We start from the raw sequence: 16,417 nt of genomic DNA, 5'->3' as shown, positions 1-16,417 counted from the left end.
TACCCCGCCCGGCCCAGCCGGCCAGCGCCGACCGTTCCTCATCGGACAACACCACTGGCTCAAGCTTCGGGCTCGGCATCCCCACACCCTACCGAGTAACAACAAACTAATGACTCAGGACACTAGCGCGCCTTCATGTGATTGATGCCTTGGCGCCGACCTCCGTCGTGCGGGATATCGGACCAGCACCGAGCTGCGCCCTGTCCTGCGGGCAATGGAACCATAGGCCATCGCGGACACCGCCGAGTTGGTCACCGATGCCGATGGCTAGGCCCCTCCGAAGCGCGGGCGGTGCCTGACCGCGCACAGTGAGCACACCATCGCTAATTAGCGGCGTTGCCGCAGTTGCTGAACGACGGGGACAACGGCCAGGGAGAGCAGTGCGGCGCCTCCGAATGCCGCGCCTGCTGAGAGGACGGCATCGGTGGCCGGGCTGCCGTCCAGTGCCTTGAGGAAACCGACGCACGCCGCGACGAGGGCGGAGAACAGCACCATGACCAACAGCCAAGGGATCCAGGTGAAGCGCCCCGGGTCGAGTGGAGGCTCCATCAAACCAGGGCGCTTCAAACCGACGACTCTGTCGCCGGCGGGACACCGCACCGCTCGCAGCCGTTCGCATGGTCGTCCCGACAGACGTAGGCGATGGTACCTTCCACGCACCATTCGGCAGCTGCTTCGGACAGCAGGTCCGGCCCGGCAAGCAGGAGCCGTCGCAGTTCAGCGTTGTCCGCAATGTCGGCCGGACGGCTGGTGAACCACTCGTCGAACCAAGGCTTGTCCCGGTGCACGCGCCAGTGTCCGTGCTCCCGGTCGTCGACTGCGGCAACGAACCGATCGACGATGCGCCCCCAACTAGGTGCGCCGAACCAGCCGTTGTCGGACGCGCAGAAGCGTTCGATCAGGGTCCGCAGGCCGAACTCCTGCTCGTGGAGGCGGTACGCACGGCCCCAACCGATCGCGTCCTGTGCCATCTCCGCGAGGTCGTCGCGCGGATCATCCTCGTGCACCGGGTCGTCAGGGTTGTGGCAGGCCAACCCGAGCTCGAGCACGGACTGTCCAGTCGGCAGAACCCGAGACGGGTTGACCATCGCGAGACCGACAGCGACCCAGTCGACATGGTCAAACGACAGCATCGAGCGCACGAGCCGGGTGGTCGCCGCGTTGATCCGCATCATCGTGCCGTCGTGCAGCGGGCTCCTGCCGGCATGCCAGTTCTCGACAGGCGTGTTGCGCCACAGGGCGAGCGTGATCCGGGTGGCGGCGAGCCACAGCAGAGCGTCGTCATCAAGGTGCCCGAACCGGCTGGCGCACTCCTGAGCGCCGTACCGGATCAACTCTCGCTGGCTCGGTCGCACGTGGCCGTCGGACCTTTCGGGTTCGACGTACTCGTAGTCGGTGGAGTACTCGTCGAGGATCTCGTTGAGCTCGGCCGCGCTGTCGGCGACGTCGCACTCGAAGCCGTCCGGCCCATTGACGGTGTACACGTCGTGATCCCACGTGACTTGCACGTCGCCCCAGAGCACGACCTCGTCGCACTTATCGATGGCGCCGTCAGTCACTACCGGCCTGATCGTGATCGGTGCAGTTCGCCCATCGGTCCGCCCGTCGTCCTGTTTGGCCGCCCACGCGGTGATGACGCCGAGCGGCTTCGGGACGAAGGGACCGACCTCGGTGAAGCCGAACGGCTCGTCGTTCTCATCGGTGTCGAACCGGCTGTTGATGAACGCGACCGCCTCGGCAGGCGTACTGACGATGGCCTCGGCGCCACTGTCGTTGTCGACAACTCGCCACAACACGCTGTTCTTCACGACGGCTCCGATCGAGGTGGGGACACCCGGGGCTGGCAGGACGCGCCGAGTTACTCGGCGCTGACTCCAATGATGGGGTGACCGTCCCCTCTGTAGGTCCCGCAGGCGCTCGACGGCGATGATGCCTGAGCGAACGGTGTGCAACCTACATTTCGCGACCGTGGTGACACGCCCGAGATCGAGAAGAGTACGGCGGTGTGTCTGCGAAGTCTGCGCTGCAGGTCGCCGCACCCGGCGTCGAGTAATCCACGAACGACAGCTGGACGCCGCGCTCGGTTCCGCCCTGGTCGTAGTACCAACCGACCACGATCGCCCTCACACGGTCGAATGCTGCCGCGCTGGTCTTGCCGCTACGAAGGCAGCGTTACCGTCGTAACCCGGTCGATCACCGGTTGGAGGCAGACGGTGCGGCTGCAGGCCCCGTAGGAGACGACGATCTTTGCTGCCGGACCTTTACCGCGGACCGGGAGGGAGATCGTGACCGGCCCGTCGGGGTAGACAGACAGTTGTGCATCCAGAAGGGACAGGTGCAGCCTGCGCTCTTTCTTGTTCGCCGTGGGAGGGCCGGTGGCCTGCAGGCCCGCCCGCACGTTGACTCGGGTGGGGATACCGATGCCGTCCGGCGGCAGGTCGAGGCTGTAAATGTGAAAACCGGGCCGGGCCGGGCGGAAAGTCACCTTCACCAGGTCCGCCGCTGCGACGATGGTCACCTCCACATCTCCCGCCGTGAACCGGGCGGCCGCTGGGCTCGGGTCTGGTCCACACCCGGCCAAGAGAACGATGGATAGGAGTGCGGCTCTCCTCACTGCCAGCGCCTGAGGAAGGCGGCGATGTTCCCGGGAAGCAACTCGCCGTGGCTGGAGGCCGGGTACAAGCCCTCGTTGCCCGCAGTTCGCACTTCACCCGTTGCAGACAGAACGACCAGAGCGGGGATCCCGGTCCGCTTGAGATCGAGTCCGTACTTGCGGGCCAGCCCCAGCCGCCGATCGATCCGGCCAACGTCGATGGTGACCAGGTGGTAGCCGTCCAGGATCGGGCGTACGGCTTTCAGCCGGAAGGCCTGCTGAAGCGTCGCGCATTCGGGACACCACCGCGCGCCGAAATCCAGGAGGACGGGGCGTCGGTCCGTCTGGGCCTTCGCAAGCGCGGCGCCGATTTCAGCGGCGGCGTCGCCTTTGGGGTCATAGGCAGGCCGCAACGCCGCGGGGTGCGGGGAAACCGGCGATTCCATTGCTGCCGGAGGAACTGCCACAGGACGTTCGGACCGGCCGCCCGCCTCGACGATCCCGCAGGCCGTGGTGGCCAACAACGCGGTCGCCAGAACCAGGAGCCATGTGACGGCGGGCATGGCTCTCTTCTTACCTACAGTCACAATCGTGCTCCCTGGCCGTTGGGGAACGCCGGCCCTGGCAACCATGCCGACAGGTGCCGGCGCCGTCTTGGCAGCGATCCGGCCAGGCGAGTGGCGCTGGGCCTTGACCGCGCGAGCGTATTCGATCTTGCTGGTGGGGAGCGGACGATCGGCGCGCATTGCAGCGGCCGGGTCCGGTCACCGCCCAACCGGACACTGCGTGTGGAGGCCGAAACTGTGTCACTGCACCCGACCTGCCCATACTCGTGAAGCACTTCGACAACTCGGTCCTGCCAAAAGCTCGCGAAGTTGCAGACATTTCCCGGCGCCCACCCCAACATGATCACTTCACCGGGGCTGATCCGCGGCCGGTCCGCCAGAACGACAACAACTCCCAGCGACCTGCACGGCGCCTCCCGAACCATCACCTGTCGGAACAATCAGCGCAGGAGGAAGTCGACGACGCGGGGCAGCATCCCCGCCGCTGTCAAATGCACCACTGCGGGGCCCCCGCGCGGACTATGTTCGCTCGTAGTTCGCTCGGGGGTACCGGTACTGTGCGTCAGACGCCAACACGGGGTATCATCTAAACACCGCTGGATGCGGACAGAGCGGCACAGCTTAACAGCTGGAATCACGGAAGAATCCGCTGTTATCCGACTCTTAATCCGCGGGTTCGGGGTTCAAGTCCCTGACGGCGCACCCCGTCTGACCTGGGCATTCGCAGCAACACAGCGAATGCCCATCAGTCTTTATAGGGGCATTCGTCCCCCGTGTTGCTCCATGTTCGCTCGCGGGTCCCAACCCAGACACTGCACGCCCGATAGGCGTCCCGGAACAGCGCCCGATCGTCGGCGCAGTGACCTGGCCAACACTGTTTCTCCCGCGACGCCAGTCCTTCTCCGGTTGATTGTCAGCGCGACGCAGCTCCATGCACCGACTCGCACTATGACCACCCGAGAGGGCGACTGCTCGCGCGCTACGGCACTTCTCGGCGAGGGCACTCCCAGGAAGCCGGTCGCCGGTAAGGGGGATGAATGACCAACAAGATCATCAAGGACAAGGTGCTCTGCTACATCGTCCGCAACGGGCGGCTCCTGGTCCTGCGGCACATCGACCGCAGCTACGAAGAGGTCGGCATCCAGGTACCGGCCGGCAGCATCTTGTGGGGGTTCCATACCCCCTGTCGCGGCATCTGACCTGCGGCGTCGCGGTCGGCAGGATGGCGGTCACGCCGTCCGCCGGTACTCGTTGATCAGTCCGCCCACGACTCTCCGCCGCCGAATTCTCGCCGTCGTCATCTCGGTTACCGCGGCCGTCGCGAAAGGGCTGTCGTCGCGGTCTGGTGGTCGCAGATTCCGGGCTCGGTGCGGACGATGCGGGTTGTAGTGCACGACGTACTCATTCAGGACCGCGTGCAGATGGCGTGGCTCGGCGATCAGCATCCGGTCGGTGACCTCGGCCCGCACCGTGCTGATCCAGCGTTCGGCGAAAGCGTTCGCCCTCGGAGTGCGCGGCAGGATTTTCACCACCGTGATCCCGGCAGCGGCGAACACCGCGTCGAACGCCGCGGTGAACTGCCCCGCCCGATCGCGTACCAGGAAGCCGGACCCGGCGGCCCGCTCCCCCAGATCCATCAGCAGATTGCGTGCCTGCTGCACCGTCCATGCCCCGTCCGGGTGCGCGGTCACGCCCAGGACATGAACGTGGCGGGTGCCCACCTCCATCACGAAGAACACATAGACGCGGCGCAAGGTGACCGCGCAGTCGACGTGGAAGAAATCGCAGGCCAGCATGGTCGAGGCCTGGATGCGCAGGAACTGCCGCCACGTGGACCGGGTGCGTTGCGGCGCGGGCGGTATCCGCAGCCGCTTCAGTACCCGCCGCACCGTGGACGCCCCGACCCGGATGCCCAGGCCGAGCAACTCGCTCTGGATCCGCCGGTAGCCCCAGCCCGGGTTCTCCCGCGCCATCTGCTCGATCAGCACCACGACCCGGGCATCGACCGGCGGCCGACCACCACGGCGAGGATAGGTCCACCGCCACCGGACCAGCCGCCGATGCCAGCCCAGCAGCGTCTCCGGGGTCACCAACCGACTCCTCCGCAGCGGTCTGGGAAGCAGCCCCGCGAACGCAGCGATCACCGCCCGATCCGCCCAGTCCAGCCTGGGCCGCGGATTCTGGCGCCGCAACCTCCTGGCGCAGCACCAGCAACTCGGCATCCTTGGACGCCGCCGAACGCGCCAGCAGCGCCATCCACCCGGCCAAGCGGACGAACATCAAATACAGCATCCGTACCGTCACAAGTACGCGATCCTGCCAGCACAGCGACCATTACGGTGGGCGTACCGGCAGGTCAGACACCTATGCCCCGTTTTTGGAACCCCACAGGAACCGCGGGCGAAGAAATGGCCAAGTCGGCGCATGCCACAGACCGGCAGGTAGACCGGAATCATGCGAAAACTCAGGAAGAGAAGGGTCCGAGCCGGTCGGCCAGCACGGCCAGCGCCTCCGCGCCCACCAGATCCCCCGGCAGCAGCGGCACGTCGAGCAACGGTACATCCGGGACCTGCTCCCGCAGCCGGACGAGGTGCTCATCCTCCTGCTTTCGGCGCTGGGCGAGCAGCTCCCCAGCATCGGCCGGGGAACGGCGGTTGGCGACGAGAGCGGCCACGTCGACGTCGAGGCCGGTGAGCTTCTCGTACACCTCCATGGTCTCGGCGATCGGGAGAAGCTCGGCGGTCAGCACGATCACGAAGCCGGTCCGCGCCGGGTCTGTCACCACATCGCGCAGCCGGGAGAAGCGGTTGCGCCGGCGTACGAGGATCCGGCGCAGCTCGGCGTCGCGGTCGGTCTCCTCGCCGCCGCCGAGACCGCGTAGTGCGGCGCTGAACCGCTCGGACCGGTCACGGTTGGCGAGCAGGGCCTCGGTCCAAGAGGTGAGCTGCTCGGGCAGCGCAAGCAGCCGCAGCGTGTGGCCGGACGGGGCCGTGTCGAAGACGGTGAGGTCGTACGCCTCCTCCCCGAACTCCACTGCCTCGGCGATCCGTTCCAGCACTGCCGATTCGTGGGTGCCGGGCGCCTGCCGGGCCAGCTCCAGGTGCCGGGCGGCAGGTGCGTGCATCCGCTCGGGGAGCAGCCGCCGCATCGTCCCGGCGACCGCAGCCAGGTGCTGCTCGACCGTGCGTTCCGGGTCGATCTCCAGCCCGTCGACGTAACCCGCCGTCCCGGTCCCCGCCCCGGAGGCAAGATCCCACGGGTCGGCGAGGCGCCGGGGCTCGTCGCCCACTGGGCGGTCCCAGAGGTGGCCGAGGTTGTGGGCAGGGTCGGTGGAAACGAGCAGCACGCGTGCGCCCGCCCTGGCACGGCCCAGGGCAAGCGCCGCGGCGATGGACGTCTTGCCGACCCCGCCCTTGCCGCCGACGAAGACGACCCTGCGCGAGGTGATGAGGTCTAGCAGCACCCGACATGCTCCAGTGGCGAACGGTCCATGCCCATCCGGCGATGCCAGGCGTGAAAGTCCTCGTACAGGACGGGCATCAGCTCGGCGGTGTAGTACGCCGCCGGATCAGGCACGCCCAGTGCCTCCGCGAGGACGACCATCCGGAAGAGGTCGTCCTCCTCTCGCCGGGCGCGGGCGAAGGTCCTCCGGTAGGGGCCGGCGTAGAACTCCTCCAGCCCGGCACGGAAAGAGGCCCAGCGGGAGGTCATCCCTTCGACCCGGCCTTCTCCATCACATCGGCGTCAGGGGCCTCCGGCGGCTCCCGGGACGCCCGCCGCATCGCGACGACCGCCTCGAAGGCCACCCACACGGCGGCGACGCTGATGACGACGTCCATGATCAGCAGCAACCAGTCCCGGGCGGCGTAGAGGTCGCCGAGCTGCACGACCGCGGCCCAGAACGACATCACGAACACGAACACGAGCGGCACGATCGCAGGCATCGGGCTGCGCCGCTTGCGAATCAGCATGACCGCGACGATGGACAGGGTCAGGGAGGCCAGCAGCTGGTTGCTGGTGCCGAACAGCGGCCAGATACGGAGGCCACCGGCGCCCTCGGCGCCCTGGCTGAAGGTGAGCCCTAGACCGGCGGCGAGCGCGACGAGGGTGCCGACGCCATTGTTGATCTTTACCTTCGCGGCCTCGCCGGCCTCCTGGACCACGAAGCGCAGCAGGCGCACGCCGGTGTCCATGGTGGTGGCGGCGAACAGGACCGCCATGGTGGCCAGGATCGTCGAGCTCAGCGAGGCCGACAGGCCCAGGCCGCTGTTGATGATCTCGCCGCCGCCCGCGACGAACGCCTTGACGCCGCCCTCGCCGAAGGCGCTGTAGACGGCCTCCCAGTCGGCCAGGGTGCGGTAGCCCGCGACGGCGGCGATGATCGCGCCGAGCGCGAGCATGCCCTCGCCGACCGCGCCGAAGTAGCCGACGAAGCGGGCGTCGGTCTCCTTGTCCAACTGCTTCGAGCTGGTGCCCGAGGAGACCATGCCGTGGAAGCCGGAGATCGCGCCGCACGCGATGGTGACGAAGAGCAGCGGCACGAGGTCCGGCGTGCCCTCGGGCACGGCGTTGTTGATGGCCGGGGCGACGATCGTCGGGGCGCTCAGCAGCACGGCGCCGAACAGGATGCCGAGCCCGACGAAGAGCTGGACGCCGTTGATGTAGTCGCGCGGCTGGAGCAGCACCCACACGGGCAGCAAGGAGGCTATGGCGGCGTAGCCGAACAGGGCGATGATCCAGAACGTCGCCGGGGACATGCCCAAGATCGGGTCGGGCAGTTCCACCGGGACGGCGTCACCGAGGAGGATCAAGCCGTAGAGCGCCGCGACGCCGACCACGGTGACCAGGCCGAGACCAAGCTTGTAGCGGTAGACGGCCTGGCCGACCAGTAGCGCCACCACGACCGCGCCCCAGGCGGGAATCACCGCCGTAGGGGTGGAGATCAGCAGGTTCTTGATGACCACCGCGAAGGCCGCGACCACCATCAGGAGCAGCAGAAAGATCACGACGAGGAAAAGGCTCGCACCCCGGCGGCCGATGTAGCGGCCGGAGAGCGTGCCCATCGAGCGACCCTTGTTGCGCGCCGAAGCCCACAGGGCGCCCAGGTCGTGCATGCCCGCGAAGAAGACCGTGCCGAGAGTGACCCACAGGAACGCGGGCAGCCAGCCCCAGATCACGGCGATAGCGGGGCCGACGATCGGAGCTGCGCCCGCGACCGAGGTGAAGTGGTGACCCCACAGCACGAACTTGTTGGTCGGGACGTAGTCCACGCCGTCCTCGAGCTCGTGTGCGGGCGTCTCGAAGGACGCGTCGAGTTTGTAGACCCGATCGCCCAGGAATTTCGAGTACAGGAAGTATCCGCCCGCGAACATCGCAAGGCCGATCAATAGCAGCGGAAGTGCATTCATTCCTGGTGCCCTCTGGGGTCGGGGAGATGGAGCCGATGCCGTGCACGAGATGTGCATCTGGCAGGCACAGACAGCGGGGACGGTAGAGCGCGGCCTTCCCCGACCGAGGGAGACCGGCGGCCGGAACGGGGATGCTCGCGCCCCTGTGCATAGCTTGGCAGCGTACCCGGGACACGGTGTGCTGCGGTTGTGCCGACGCCGACGGCGGAGCTCTCCTGCCACGGCCACAGGCACCTGGCCGAAGCCGTCGGTCAACGTGAACCGCCCCCGGTTCTGTGAGCTGATGTACCCCAGGTTCTGCGGTGTCGGGCGTGTAGTGATTCAAAACCCGCGATGTAGGCACTGAGCTGGGGATTCGTCTACCCGGCTACGCGGCCCTGTGATACTCGTCGGTCAGCCCGCCGGGCACTTTACGACGGTGGACTCGGCTTTCGATCGGCGTGGTGGCGTGCTCGTGGCGATCAGGTGGCCGCTGGCGGCGGAACCGGTGCGGCCGGTGCTCTCGGCTCGCACGGTCCGTACCCACCGCTCGGCGAAGCAGGGCTGGCGGTGACTTCAGCACGGTCACGCCCTCCCCGCCGAACACCCCATCGAAGGCCGCGGTGATCTTGGCGTCATCGATCGCAGATGAGAAAGCGAAACGCCCCGACACGCGCCGCCGTCCACACCACCGCCCGCGGACGGCGCGCACCCGGCAACTCCACCCGCGATGCCGGATTGTCGGTGAGGAGGCCTTGCCGGATGGCGGCGTTAAGCGCAGTGTGCAAGGTGGCACGGTTGCGGACCAGGGTCGTCGGCGACATCGGCTTCCCAAGCGCCTCGTGGTGGCGGGTGATCGCGGTGAACATCGCTTGCACATGCGCGAGCGAAAGCTCACACAGGAGCAGCTTGCCCAGATACGGGGACAGGTAGAGGCGGACATGGCCGGTGCACCCACGCACCGTTCCAGCGGCACGGTTACGGGTCGCGATCCAATGCGACAGCCAATCCCCCACCGTCAACATGCCCGCCCCCGCGTCGCCCGCGCTGGGCGTCCGCAGCCGCGCCAACGCCTCCTCGGCGGCCTTGCGGGTCGCGAAGCCGCCACGGCGGATACGCCTGCGGCCGCCGTCCAGGTCGGCGGGAAGCTCCAGCCGCAGATACCAACTGCCATGCCGCCGACCAGGCAGAAGCTTCGGACAGGAACGGCCCCAAGGGTTACCGGTCTCGGGGTACAGGCAGCCGCATCGCCGGTACACCCCACCAGCACACGTCGAAATCGTCACCACCGACACCTACACCCACAGAGCGCAAGGGGGCGCTCAACGCGACGAGCCGCTGGCTACTTGCTGTGAACGGAACCCGGTGCACTTCGCCTTGGCGCGCCCGAAACCGTCTGCGGCGGACGTGCGTCCCATGAATTGTGATCACGAGGTTGAAGAAGATGGGTCGGTGGGTCTTTGTGCGTTTACGGCGGCGCTGGGTGGTGCGGCTTTTGCTGGCCGGAATCCTGCTCGTCGTGGCGGCGCTTGTGCCGATCGGCTGGGCGTACCTTAGCTCGGCGCCCTACCGCGAGTCCGTTCAGGACGTTCCCGCAGCGCCGGTGGCGCTGGTGCTGGGTGCGGGTGTCAGACCGGACGGGTCGGCATCTCTTTCCCTGTCCCAGCGCCTGGATCTGGCTGCCGGGCTCTACCGCTCGGGGAAGGTGGAGGTCCTCCTGGTGTCGGGGGACAACCGCACCAAGAACTACGACGAGCCGAGTGTGATGCGCGACTACCTCCTACGCCACGGCGTCCCCGCGCGCCGGATTGTGCGGGACTACGCGGGGCACGACACCTGGGACTCCTGTACCCGCGCCAAGCGGGTATTCGGCGTGAACCGGCTGACGGTGGTCACCCAGAGTTTCCACCTGCCCCGAGCGGTCGTTCTCTGCCGCGCTGCCGGGATCGAGACCAACGGGGTCGGCAGCAACGTGTGGATCAAGCACGCGACGACCCTCGGTTACGCGCGCGAGCCCATCGCCATGCTGAAAGCGATGACGGACGTGGTATCGCGCCCCGATCCAGAGGTGCTGGGCCGACCGGAAACCAGCGTCCGCGAGGCCCTGTCCTCCCCAAGATGATCGAACCATCGACCTGCCGGCGGTTCCGCACCCCGCCGAGGACCCGTCGCGTCGGCTAAGCGGCCACGGCGCACCCGACAGCACGTCGACGGTCGCCGCCGGAAGCCAGGAGGTGGCCTTGGCTCGTCGAAGCCTGTGGTTGCCGAGAACCTCATCCATGCAGGTCACGCGGCATTCTCATACTGGTTGAGGATTCCGCCGAGGCGGTGGCGCCGTCGTACGTCCAGCCGGGTCATCTGCTTGAGGTCGGTGATCGGCCGGGGGCAGGGGAGTGCACGGCCGGGGGTTCGCGATGCCCTGATGAGGCCGATGCTCGTTATAGAAGGTCTCGAACTCGCGCAGTGCATGAACCAGGTGGCGCTGGTCAGAATCAGGATCCGGTCGAGCAACTCACGGCGGCAGGTCAGCACCCACCGCTCCATGATCGCGTTCATCCGTGGCATCCGCACACCGGTGAGCACGGTCTCAAAGCCCGCGCCGGCCAGCACGGTGTCGAACAGCCCGGGGTACTCGCCGTCACGATCCCGGATCGGCCACCGTGCCCGGCACCCGGAGTCCTCCAAGTCCATGACCAGGTTCCTGACCGCCTGCCTCACCCAAAAGACGGCCGGGGTGCGGGGTCGCACCCACGACGCGGATCCGGCGGGTGCGGTGCTCGATCACGGCCGGCACATACATGCGCGCCCCGGACGGCGTGACGGTCTCCAAAAAACCGCAAGCCATCAGGACGTCGGCTTGGGAACGCAGAAACACCGCCCATGTGCTCTGAGCGCGTTCGGGTGCCGGATCGATCCCGGCGTCGTGGAGAATCTCCCACACGGTCGACGCAGCGACCTTCCCCCAGCAGCAACTCGCCCTGCACACGCCGGTACCCCAGCTCGGGTTCTCCCGGACCAGCCGCAGCACCAGCACCCGGATGGAACGCACCGTCGGCGGCTGGCCCGGCCACTTCGGCCGGGACCGGGCAGCGTGCCGATGCCGGACGAGGTCGCGGTGCCGGCGCAGCACAGTGTCCGGGCGCACCGGCAAGGGCATCCGCCGCAACACCTCGGGTCACAAACGGTGCGGCAGCGCCGCCAGGAACGCCCGGTCAGAAGCGGTGAGCTGAACTCTCTTCCTGCCCAACCGGCGCTCCAAGACCGCGATCTGATGCCCGCAACGCCAGGATCTCGACGTCCTTCTCACGATTGCTCATCGGAAGAAGACCAAGCACCGCGAACGTGTTCGTCACCGTCAGATACGCCAATCGCAACAACACGGCCGACCATCATGCCGGGGCGACGTCCCCGCACCCACATCCGGCGCGATCACCCGAACCGTCACCCCGTGGCCTGCCGACACCAGCGATCACGACTCTCACCTGCACGGATCTAGTTTTCGGCAGGCACAGCATTGGAGACGCCCACTGAAGCGTGGACGAGCAGCCAGCAGCAGTAAGGTGATCGCTGAAAAGGCTCAGTACATTTAGGGGGCGCGGAGCCGCATGGCCGACGAAATGAAGTACGAGTACAAGACCGTGCAGACAGTTCGCGGCACCGACGGCTTGGTGATCTCGAAGATGCGGAAGGATGGCTGGGAGTTCGTAGAACAGACCCAGGGCACGCTTCGCTCCACCCTCAACTTCCGTCGGCCGAAGAAGCCGCAACCGTGGCTCCTGATCGGCATAGCGGCCGCCGTCCTGCTGATCCTGACCATCGTCATCGGCGCTGCCTCTGCACTCAGCGGCGGAGGCGAGAAGAGGGACGAGTCAGGCAAGTCGACAGCTGTTGCGAGCGAGAAGCCTTCCGCTACGCCGACTCCGACTCCGAGCGCGGCCACGTCCGCGGCCAGGTCGGCGGCCACTGAGGTGATCACGCCTCAAAACAACCCGGAGTTCGCAGCGCTGCTGAAGGGAGGGGACAACTGCGACAACGCGAACCTGAACTTCGCGACCAGGTATAAGGGCCAGACGGTTGCGTTCAACGGCTCGATCGTCCACATGGCGCCCCACGATGACTACGACACCCGCTACGACTTCCTCCTAGGTCCAGGCGGCAAGGGACCGAACACGGATATCGGGCCGGCCTTCAAGTACAAGGACGTCAACATCTCCGACCTGAAACTGACCGGCAAGAAGATCCCTGCCACCATCAGCGCAGGCGACAAGTTCCGCTTCGTCGCCAAGGTGGGCGAATTTAACGCGGACCAGTGCATCTTCTTCCTCGACCCGGTCTCGACGGGGATCCGGTAGTCAAGATGGGCAGCCCCGGTCACGGACCAGTGTGCCCGACTTGCGCGGCCGTATCTGTCACAGCAGAGAGCGCCGGCTCTGTCGTTCTCTCGGCTCTGGCTCACTTTCGGTGGTAACCGATCGTGACTGTGAACGATGAAGACGCGCTTGAGGTTAATCAGCTGGTCAGCAGGGTTTCGTGGCGCAGTCCGGTGAGCCGGGTCAGAGGCGACGGCACGGCCTCACAGGCATCCGGCGAATAAACGCTCAGCTCCGAGACATCAGATCGATGCACACGCTCCGTTACCAGTGCGTGGCGAAAACCGTGTCACCTCATGCGGCCTGCCAGTACTCGTGAATGAGTCCGCCGAGTCGATCACGGCGCAAGACGCGGATATTGCCGGATGGGGCTCATCGTTTCGCCCGTCGGGCGGTCGCTGCTTCAGACTGCGGTGGGGTCGGTGGGTGTTGTAGTGATCGGCGTAGCCGGTCAGCACCTGGCGCAGATGCCGTTCACCGGCGATCAGGATCCGGTCGGTGCACTCGCGTCGGGCACTGCCGAACCAGCGTTCGGCGATCGCATTGGCCTGCGGAGCCCGCACCGGCGTCACGATGACCCGAACGCCGATCGAGGTGAACGCCGCATCGAACACGTAGAAGGTGAACGATCAGTTCGAGCGGTTGTCGATGCTGATTCGGTTGCCAGACCTGAGGCGCGGTGCGGCCACGTTCTTGCTGGCCACCGGGTATGACATGAAAGGTCGTGCAGGAGACGCTGCGGCTGTCGTCGATCACCATTGCCGCCGGCATCTACACCAGCCTGCCACCCCGGTCGGCGGAGGACGCCGCCGCAGTGGTCCTCGACGCCGACCTCGCCACTTCGGGCCATCGACCTTGGTCAGAGCGTGGTGGCCACCTTCCACGCCGAGTGGATCGCACCCTGGATGTAGTTGACCTCGTCGGCGTCGCCGACCAGGTGGACCTCGACGCCGGCCTGGGCCAGTTCGTCGGCGAGCGGCGCCGCCGCCGAGACACCCGACGCCACGACGACCATGTTCGCCGGCGCGGAGTGCGACTTGCCGTCGACCGTGAACTCGACGGTCTTGGGAGTGATGCGCTCGACCGTCGCGTTGCGGTGGATTCGCACGCCCAACTCGCTGGCGTGCTTGACGGCCGTCCAGCGGCGGGGCATCGCCATCGGCACACCGAGTTGCCGGCCTTCCTCGACCAGGGTCACCCGGCTGCCGCGCTCGGCGAGGAACTCCGCGAGTTCGAGACCGACGAGCGATCCGCCGATGACGACGACGTTCTTGCTCATCGGCAGGAACTTGAGGAACCTGCGGCTCATGCCGCGAATCCTGGCGGGGCTCTTCGTGATACCGGCGAGACCGCCCAGCTTGCCGGCGATCCGCAGGAACAGCGGCTGGTCCGAGACGTCACCGGTGCCGGTCATCAGGTCGCGCAGGCTGTCACCGGTATGGACGTGGGGCAGGTCGCCGCCCGCAACGTTCGGACGTCCGCGCACAGCACCCGTGGCGACGACGACGGCATCGGGCGCGAGAGCCTTGATCGTCGCGGCGGTGGCCTCGGTCTTCAGCCGGACGTCGACACCGGCCCGCTGCACCTCCTGGGTGAGCCACGTCAGCAGGAGCTCGTTGTCGGGGGTGGTCAGCGACGAGAACCACAACGTTCCGCCGAGACGATCGGTCTTGTCCAGCAGGGTGACGCGGTGGCCGCGTTCGGTGGCGATACGGGCGGTCTCCATGCCACCCGGTCCGGCACCGACGACGACGATGTGCTTGGAAGTCGTGGTACGCGGGAACGGCAGCAGCGTCTCGCTGCCCAGCGCGGGGTTGACCGCGCACAGCGGGGTGGCGTCCCAGAAGTTCTCCTGTACGCACACGTAGCAGTTGATACAGGGGCGGACCTGCTCGCTGAGGCCGGCCTCCAGCTTGTTGACCAGGTCGGGATCGGCCAGCAGCTGGCGGCCCATGGCGACGAAGTCGGTGCCGCCCTCGGCGATCATTCGCTCGCCGACCTCGGGCAGCATGCGGCCGACGGTGATGACCGGGATCGACACCGCGCGCTTCACGACCGCGGCGTTGGCGGTGTAGAAGGCGACCGTGTTGGGGAGCGGTCCATCGGTGAAGTTGGCGAACGCGTTCAGCGCGGTGCCGGTGACGTGGATGGCATCGGCACCCGCCTGCTCGAACATGGCGGCGGCACGGGCGGCCTCGTCGGGCGTCAGCCCCTCGGACTCGCCGTACTCCTGGCCCGAAAGACGCACGATCACGGCGAGGCGGCCACCGACCTCTTCCTTGACCGCGCGGATCACCTCGCACGACAGCCGCGCCCGGTTCTCCAGCGACCCGCCGTACTCGTCGGTGCGCTGGTTCGAGTAGCGGCTCAAGAAGCCGCCGAGCACGTAGTTGTGGGCGCAGTGGATCTCGACGGCGTCGCCACCGGCGGCCTCCACACGGCCTGCCGCCTCCGCGAACATCCGGACCAGCCACGCGAGGTCCTCGTGGGTGGCCTCACGGTGGGTGGCCTTCTTGCCCTCCTGGGTCGCGGCCATCTTCCCGAGTTCCTCGGGGGTGCAGTCGATCATCATGCTCATGTCGCTGGGAGGCTTCGGGACGGACGGCACCAGCTGTGGCCGGCCGTCGAGGGTGTCGATCCGGGCGACCTTGCCGTGGTGAACCATCTGCACGCAAAGCTTGCTACCGGCCTCGTGGACCGCGTCGGCCAGCGCCTTGAGGCCGGGGATGAACCGGTCCTCGGACAGGCCCGGCTCCTTGCGGCTGGTGCAGCCCGCCGGATAGGCGACGGCGGAGCAGCCCGTGATGATCATCCCGGCGCCGCCCTTGGCCCGGGCCGCGTAGTGGTCTATATCACCCTGGTGGATCTCACCGTCCTCGCAGAGGTTCATGTCCATCGCGGGGAGAACCACCCGGTTGGCCAGCGCGACTGGTCCGATCTTGCCGGGCGAGAGGAGGGCAGGGAACGTTCTCTTTCGGGTCACCACCAGCCGAAAGATATGGCGCAACACCGATGGCCTCTCGCGCCTTCTCGCTCAGTGAGACGTCCTCGCAGGACCCGGGTGCGCCACGACGAGACGATTTGCCAGGTGGGATGGGCCACGGACGCCAGACGTCGGGGGGTCGCAGCGGGTGCCGTCCGGCCGTTCCGGCTGCTGCGGAACAGGCAGGCACAACTCGATTCAGGCAGCGAGATGACCATCATGCCGGGTGCCAGGCGAGTGCCCGGGACGGTTACGCCGCAGACCTTCACCGTGGCCTCCCAACCGACGACATCGAACCCGTCCAGGAGTTCCCCGACTCCCCAATGAAGGAGTGGATGCGCGCCGCGATCCAGCCCATATCCACCGGGTTTGAGCTGGCGGTGCATCCTGAGGGGCGTGAGAACGCTGGTTCCTCTCGTCCACCCTCCCGTCTCGCTGGCCGGACCCGCACCACAGCCCCGAACCTGCTCGCCCCGGACATCATCCACCGCCGAACGAGAAACCGCAGGTCACGACAG

At 67.2% G+C, this 16,417-nt stretch carries 16 protein-coding genes; 3 read left to right on the top strand and 13 right to left on the bottom strand.

Translation table 11 applies throughout. The annotated features are described in order from the left end of the window. Nucleotides 1-327: 327 nt before the first annotated feature. The 4 genes from ACH34Q_RS22510 to ACH34Q_RS22495 form a co-directional block, all read right to left on the bottom strand. Complete coding sequence (locus ACH34Q_RS22510) at nucleotides 328-495, bottom strand: hypothetical protein (protein WP_395984981.1); 168 nt, start codon at nucleotides 493-495, stop codon at nucleotides 328-330. A 68-nt stretch (nucleotides 496-563) separates the two neighbouring features. After that, the gene (locus tag ACH34Q_RS22505) at nucleotides 564-1,808 is read right to left on the bottom strand and encodes a hypothetical protein (protein ID WP_395984980.1); all 1,245 of its coding nucleotides are present in this window, start codon (nucleotides 1,806-1,808) and stop codon (nucleotides 564-566) included. A gap of 350 nt (nucleotides 1,809-2,158) precedes the next feature. Beyond that, complete coding sequence (locus ACH34Q_RS22500) at nucleotides 2,159-2,518, bottom strand: hypothetical protein (RefSeq protein WP_395984979.1); 360 nt, start codon at nucleotides 2,516-2,518, stop codon at nucleotides 2,159-2,161. Nucleotides 2,519-2,610: 92 nt separating this feature from the next. After that, nucleotides 2,611-3,156, bottom strand: coding sequence for a thioredoxin family protein (locus ACH34Q_RS22495; protein ID WP_395984978.1), 546 nt, complete (start codon nucleotides 3,154-3,156; stop codon nucleotides 2,611-2,613). 1,040 nt (nucleotides 3,157-4,196) lie between these two features. Between ACH34Q_RS22495 and ACH34Q_RS22490 the strand changes: the two genes are divergently transcribed. Beyond that, nucleotides 4,197-4,358, top strand: a complete 162-nt coding sequence (locus ACH34Q_RS22490) for a hypothetical protein (RefSeq protein WP_395984977.1) — start codon at nucleotides 4,197-4,199, stop codon at nucleotides 4,356-4,358. 30 nt (nucleotides 4,359-4,388) lie between these two features. Here the strand turns inward: ACH34Q_RS22490 and ACH34Q_RS22485 are convergent, their stop codons facing one another. The 5 genes from ACH34Q_RS22485 to ACH34Q_RS22465 form a co-directional block, all read right to left on the bottom strand. Next, nucleotides 4,389-5,249: an integrase core domain-containing protein gene (locus ACH34Q_RS22485; RefSeq protein ID WP_395984976.1), complete on the bottom strand. Its 861-nt coding sequence runs from the start codon at nucleotides 5,247-5,249 to the stop codon at nucleotides 4,389-4,391. 374 nt (nucleotides 5,250-5,623) lie between these two features. Further along, the gene (locus ACH34Q_RS22480) at nucleotides 5,624-6,622 is read right to left on the bottom strand and encodes an ArsA family ATPase (RefSeq protein WP_395984975.1); all 999 of its coding nucleotides are present in this window, start codon (nucleotides 6,620-6,622) and stop codon (nucleotides 5,624-5,626) included. Beyond that, a complete protein-coding gene (locus ACH34Q_RS22475; protein WP_395984974.1) occupies nucleotides 6,613-6,870 on the bottom strand; it encodes a cory-CC-star protein in 258 nt (85 codons plus the stop codon). Before ACH34Q_RS22475 ends, ACH34Q_RS22480 begins: the two co-directional genes overlap by 10 nt. Then, nucleotides 6,867-8,567: a carbon starvation protein A gene (locus ACH34Q_RS22470; protein WP_395984973.1), complete on the bottom strand. Its 1,701-nt coding sequence runs from the start codon at nucleotides 8,565-8,567 to the stop codon at nucleotides 6,867-6,869. The genes ACH34Q_RS22475 and ACH34Q_RS22470 overlap by 4 nt, the downstream gene beginning before the upstream one ends. A 614-nt stretch (nucleotides 8,568-9,181) precedes the next feature. Next, entirely contained in the window at nucleotides 9,182-9,832 is a 651-nt protein-coding gene (locus ACH34Q_RS22465) for an Arm DNA-binding domain-containing protein (RefSeq protein WP_395984972.1), read from the bottom strand. A 158-nt stretch (nucleotides 9,833-9,990) separates the two neighbouring features. On the opposite strand from ACH34Q_RS22465, the gene ACH34Q_RS22460 reads away from it, so the two are divergent. Then, a complete protein-coding gene (locus ACH34Q_RS22460; protein WP_395984985.1) occupies nucleotides 9,991-10,668 on the top strand; it encodes a vancomycin high temperature exclusion protein in 678 nt (225 codons plus the stop codon). A gap of 164 nt (nucleotides 10,669-10,832) precedes the next feature. Here ACH34Q_RS22460 and ACH34Q_RS22455 read toward each other — a convergent pair whose 3' ends face one another. Both ACH34Q_RS22455 and ACH34Q_RS22450 read right to left on the bottom strand, forming a co-directional pair. Then, entirely contained in the window at nucleotides 10,833-11,237 is a 405-nt protein-coding gene (locus ACH34Q_RS22455; protein ID WP_395984971.1) for a hypothetical protein, read from the bottom strand. A 521-nt stretch (nucleotides 11,238-11,758) separates the two neighbouring features. After that, nucleotides 11,759-11,926: a hypothetical protein gene (locus ACH34Q_RS22450; protein ID WP_395984970.1), complete on the bottom strand. Its 168-nt coding sequence runs from the start codon at nucleotides 11,924-11,926 to the stop codon at nucleotides 11,759-11,761. Nucleotides 11,927-12,151: 225 nt separating this feature from the next. Here ACH34Q_RS22450 and ACH34Q_RS22445 point away from each other — a divergent pair, with 225 nt between their 5' ends. Beyond that, on the top strand, nucleotides 12,152-12,898 hold the full coding sequence (locus tag ACH34Q_RS22445; protein ID WP_395984969.1) for a DUF4839 domain-containing protein: 747 nt from the start codon (nucleotides 12,152-12,154) through the stop codon (nucleotides 12,896-12,898). Nucleotides 12,899-13,158: 260 nt separating this feature from the next. Here the strand turns inward: ACH34Q_RS22445 and ACH34Q_RS22440 are convergent, their stop codons facing one another. Beyond that, on the bottom strand, nucleotides 13,159-13,530 hold the full coding sequence (locus ACH34Q_RS22440; RefSeq protein WP_395984968.1) for an integrase core domain-containing protein: 372 nt from the start codon (nucleotides 13,528-13,530) through the stop codon (nucleotides 13,159-13,161). 245 nt (nucleotides 13,531-13,775) lie between these two features. Then, entirely contained in the window at nucleotides 13,776-15,902 is a 2,127-nt protein-coding gene (locus ACH34Q_RS22435) for an FAD-dependent oxidoreductase (RefSeq protein ID WP_395984967.1), read from the bottom strand. Between the last annotated feature and the right edge of the window lie 515 nt (nucleotides 15,903-16,417).

It is taken from the genome of Actinomadura sp. 9N407 (assembly GCF_044326315.1).
In the GTDB taxonomy this organism is placed as follows: domain Bacteria; phylum Actinomycetota; class Actinomycetes; order Streptosporangiales; family Streptosporangiaceae; genus Spirillospora.
Note: the sequence above shows the minus strand (reverse complement) of the source record. Positions and strands in the feature narration are given on the sequence as shown.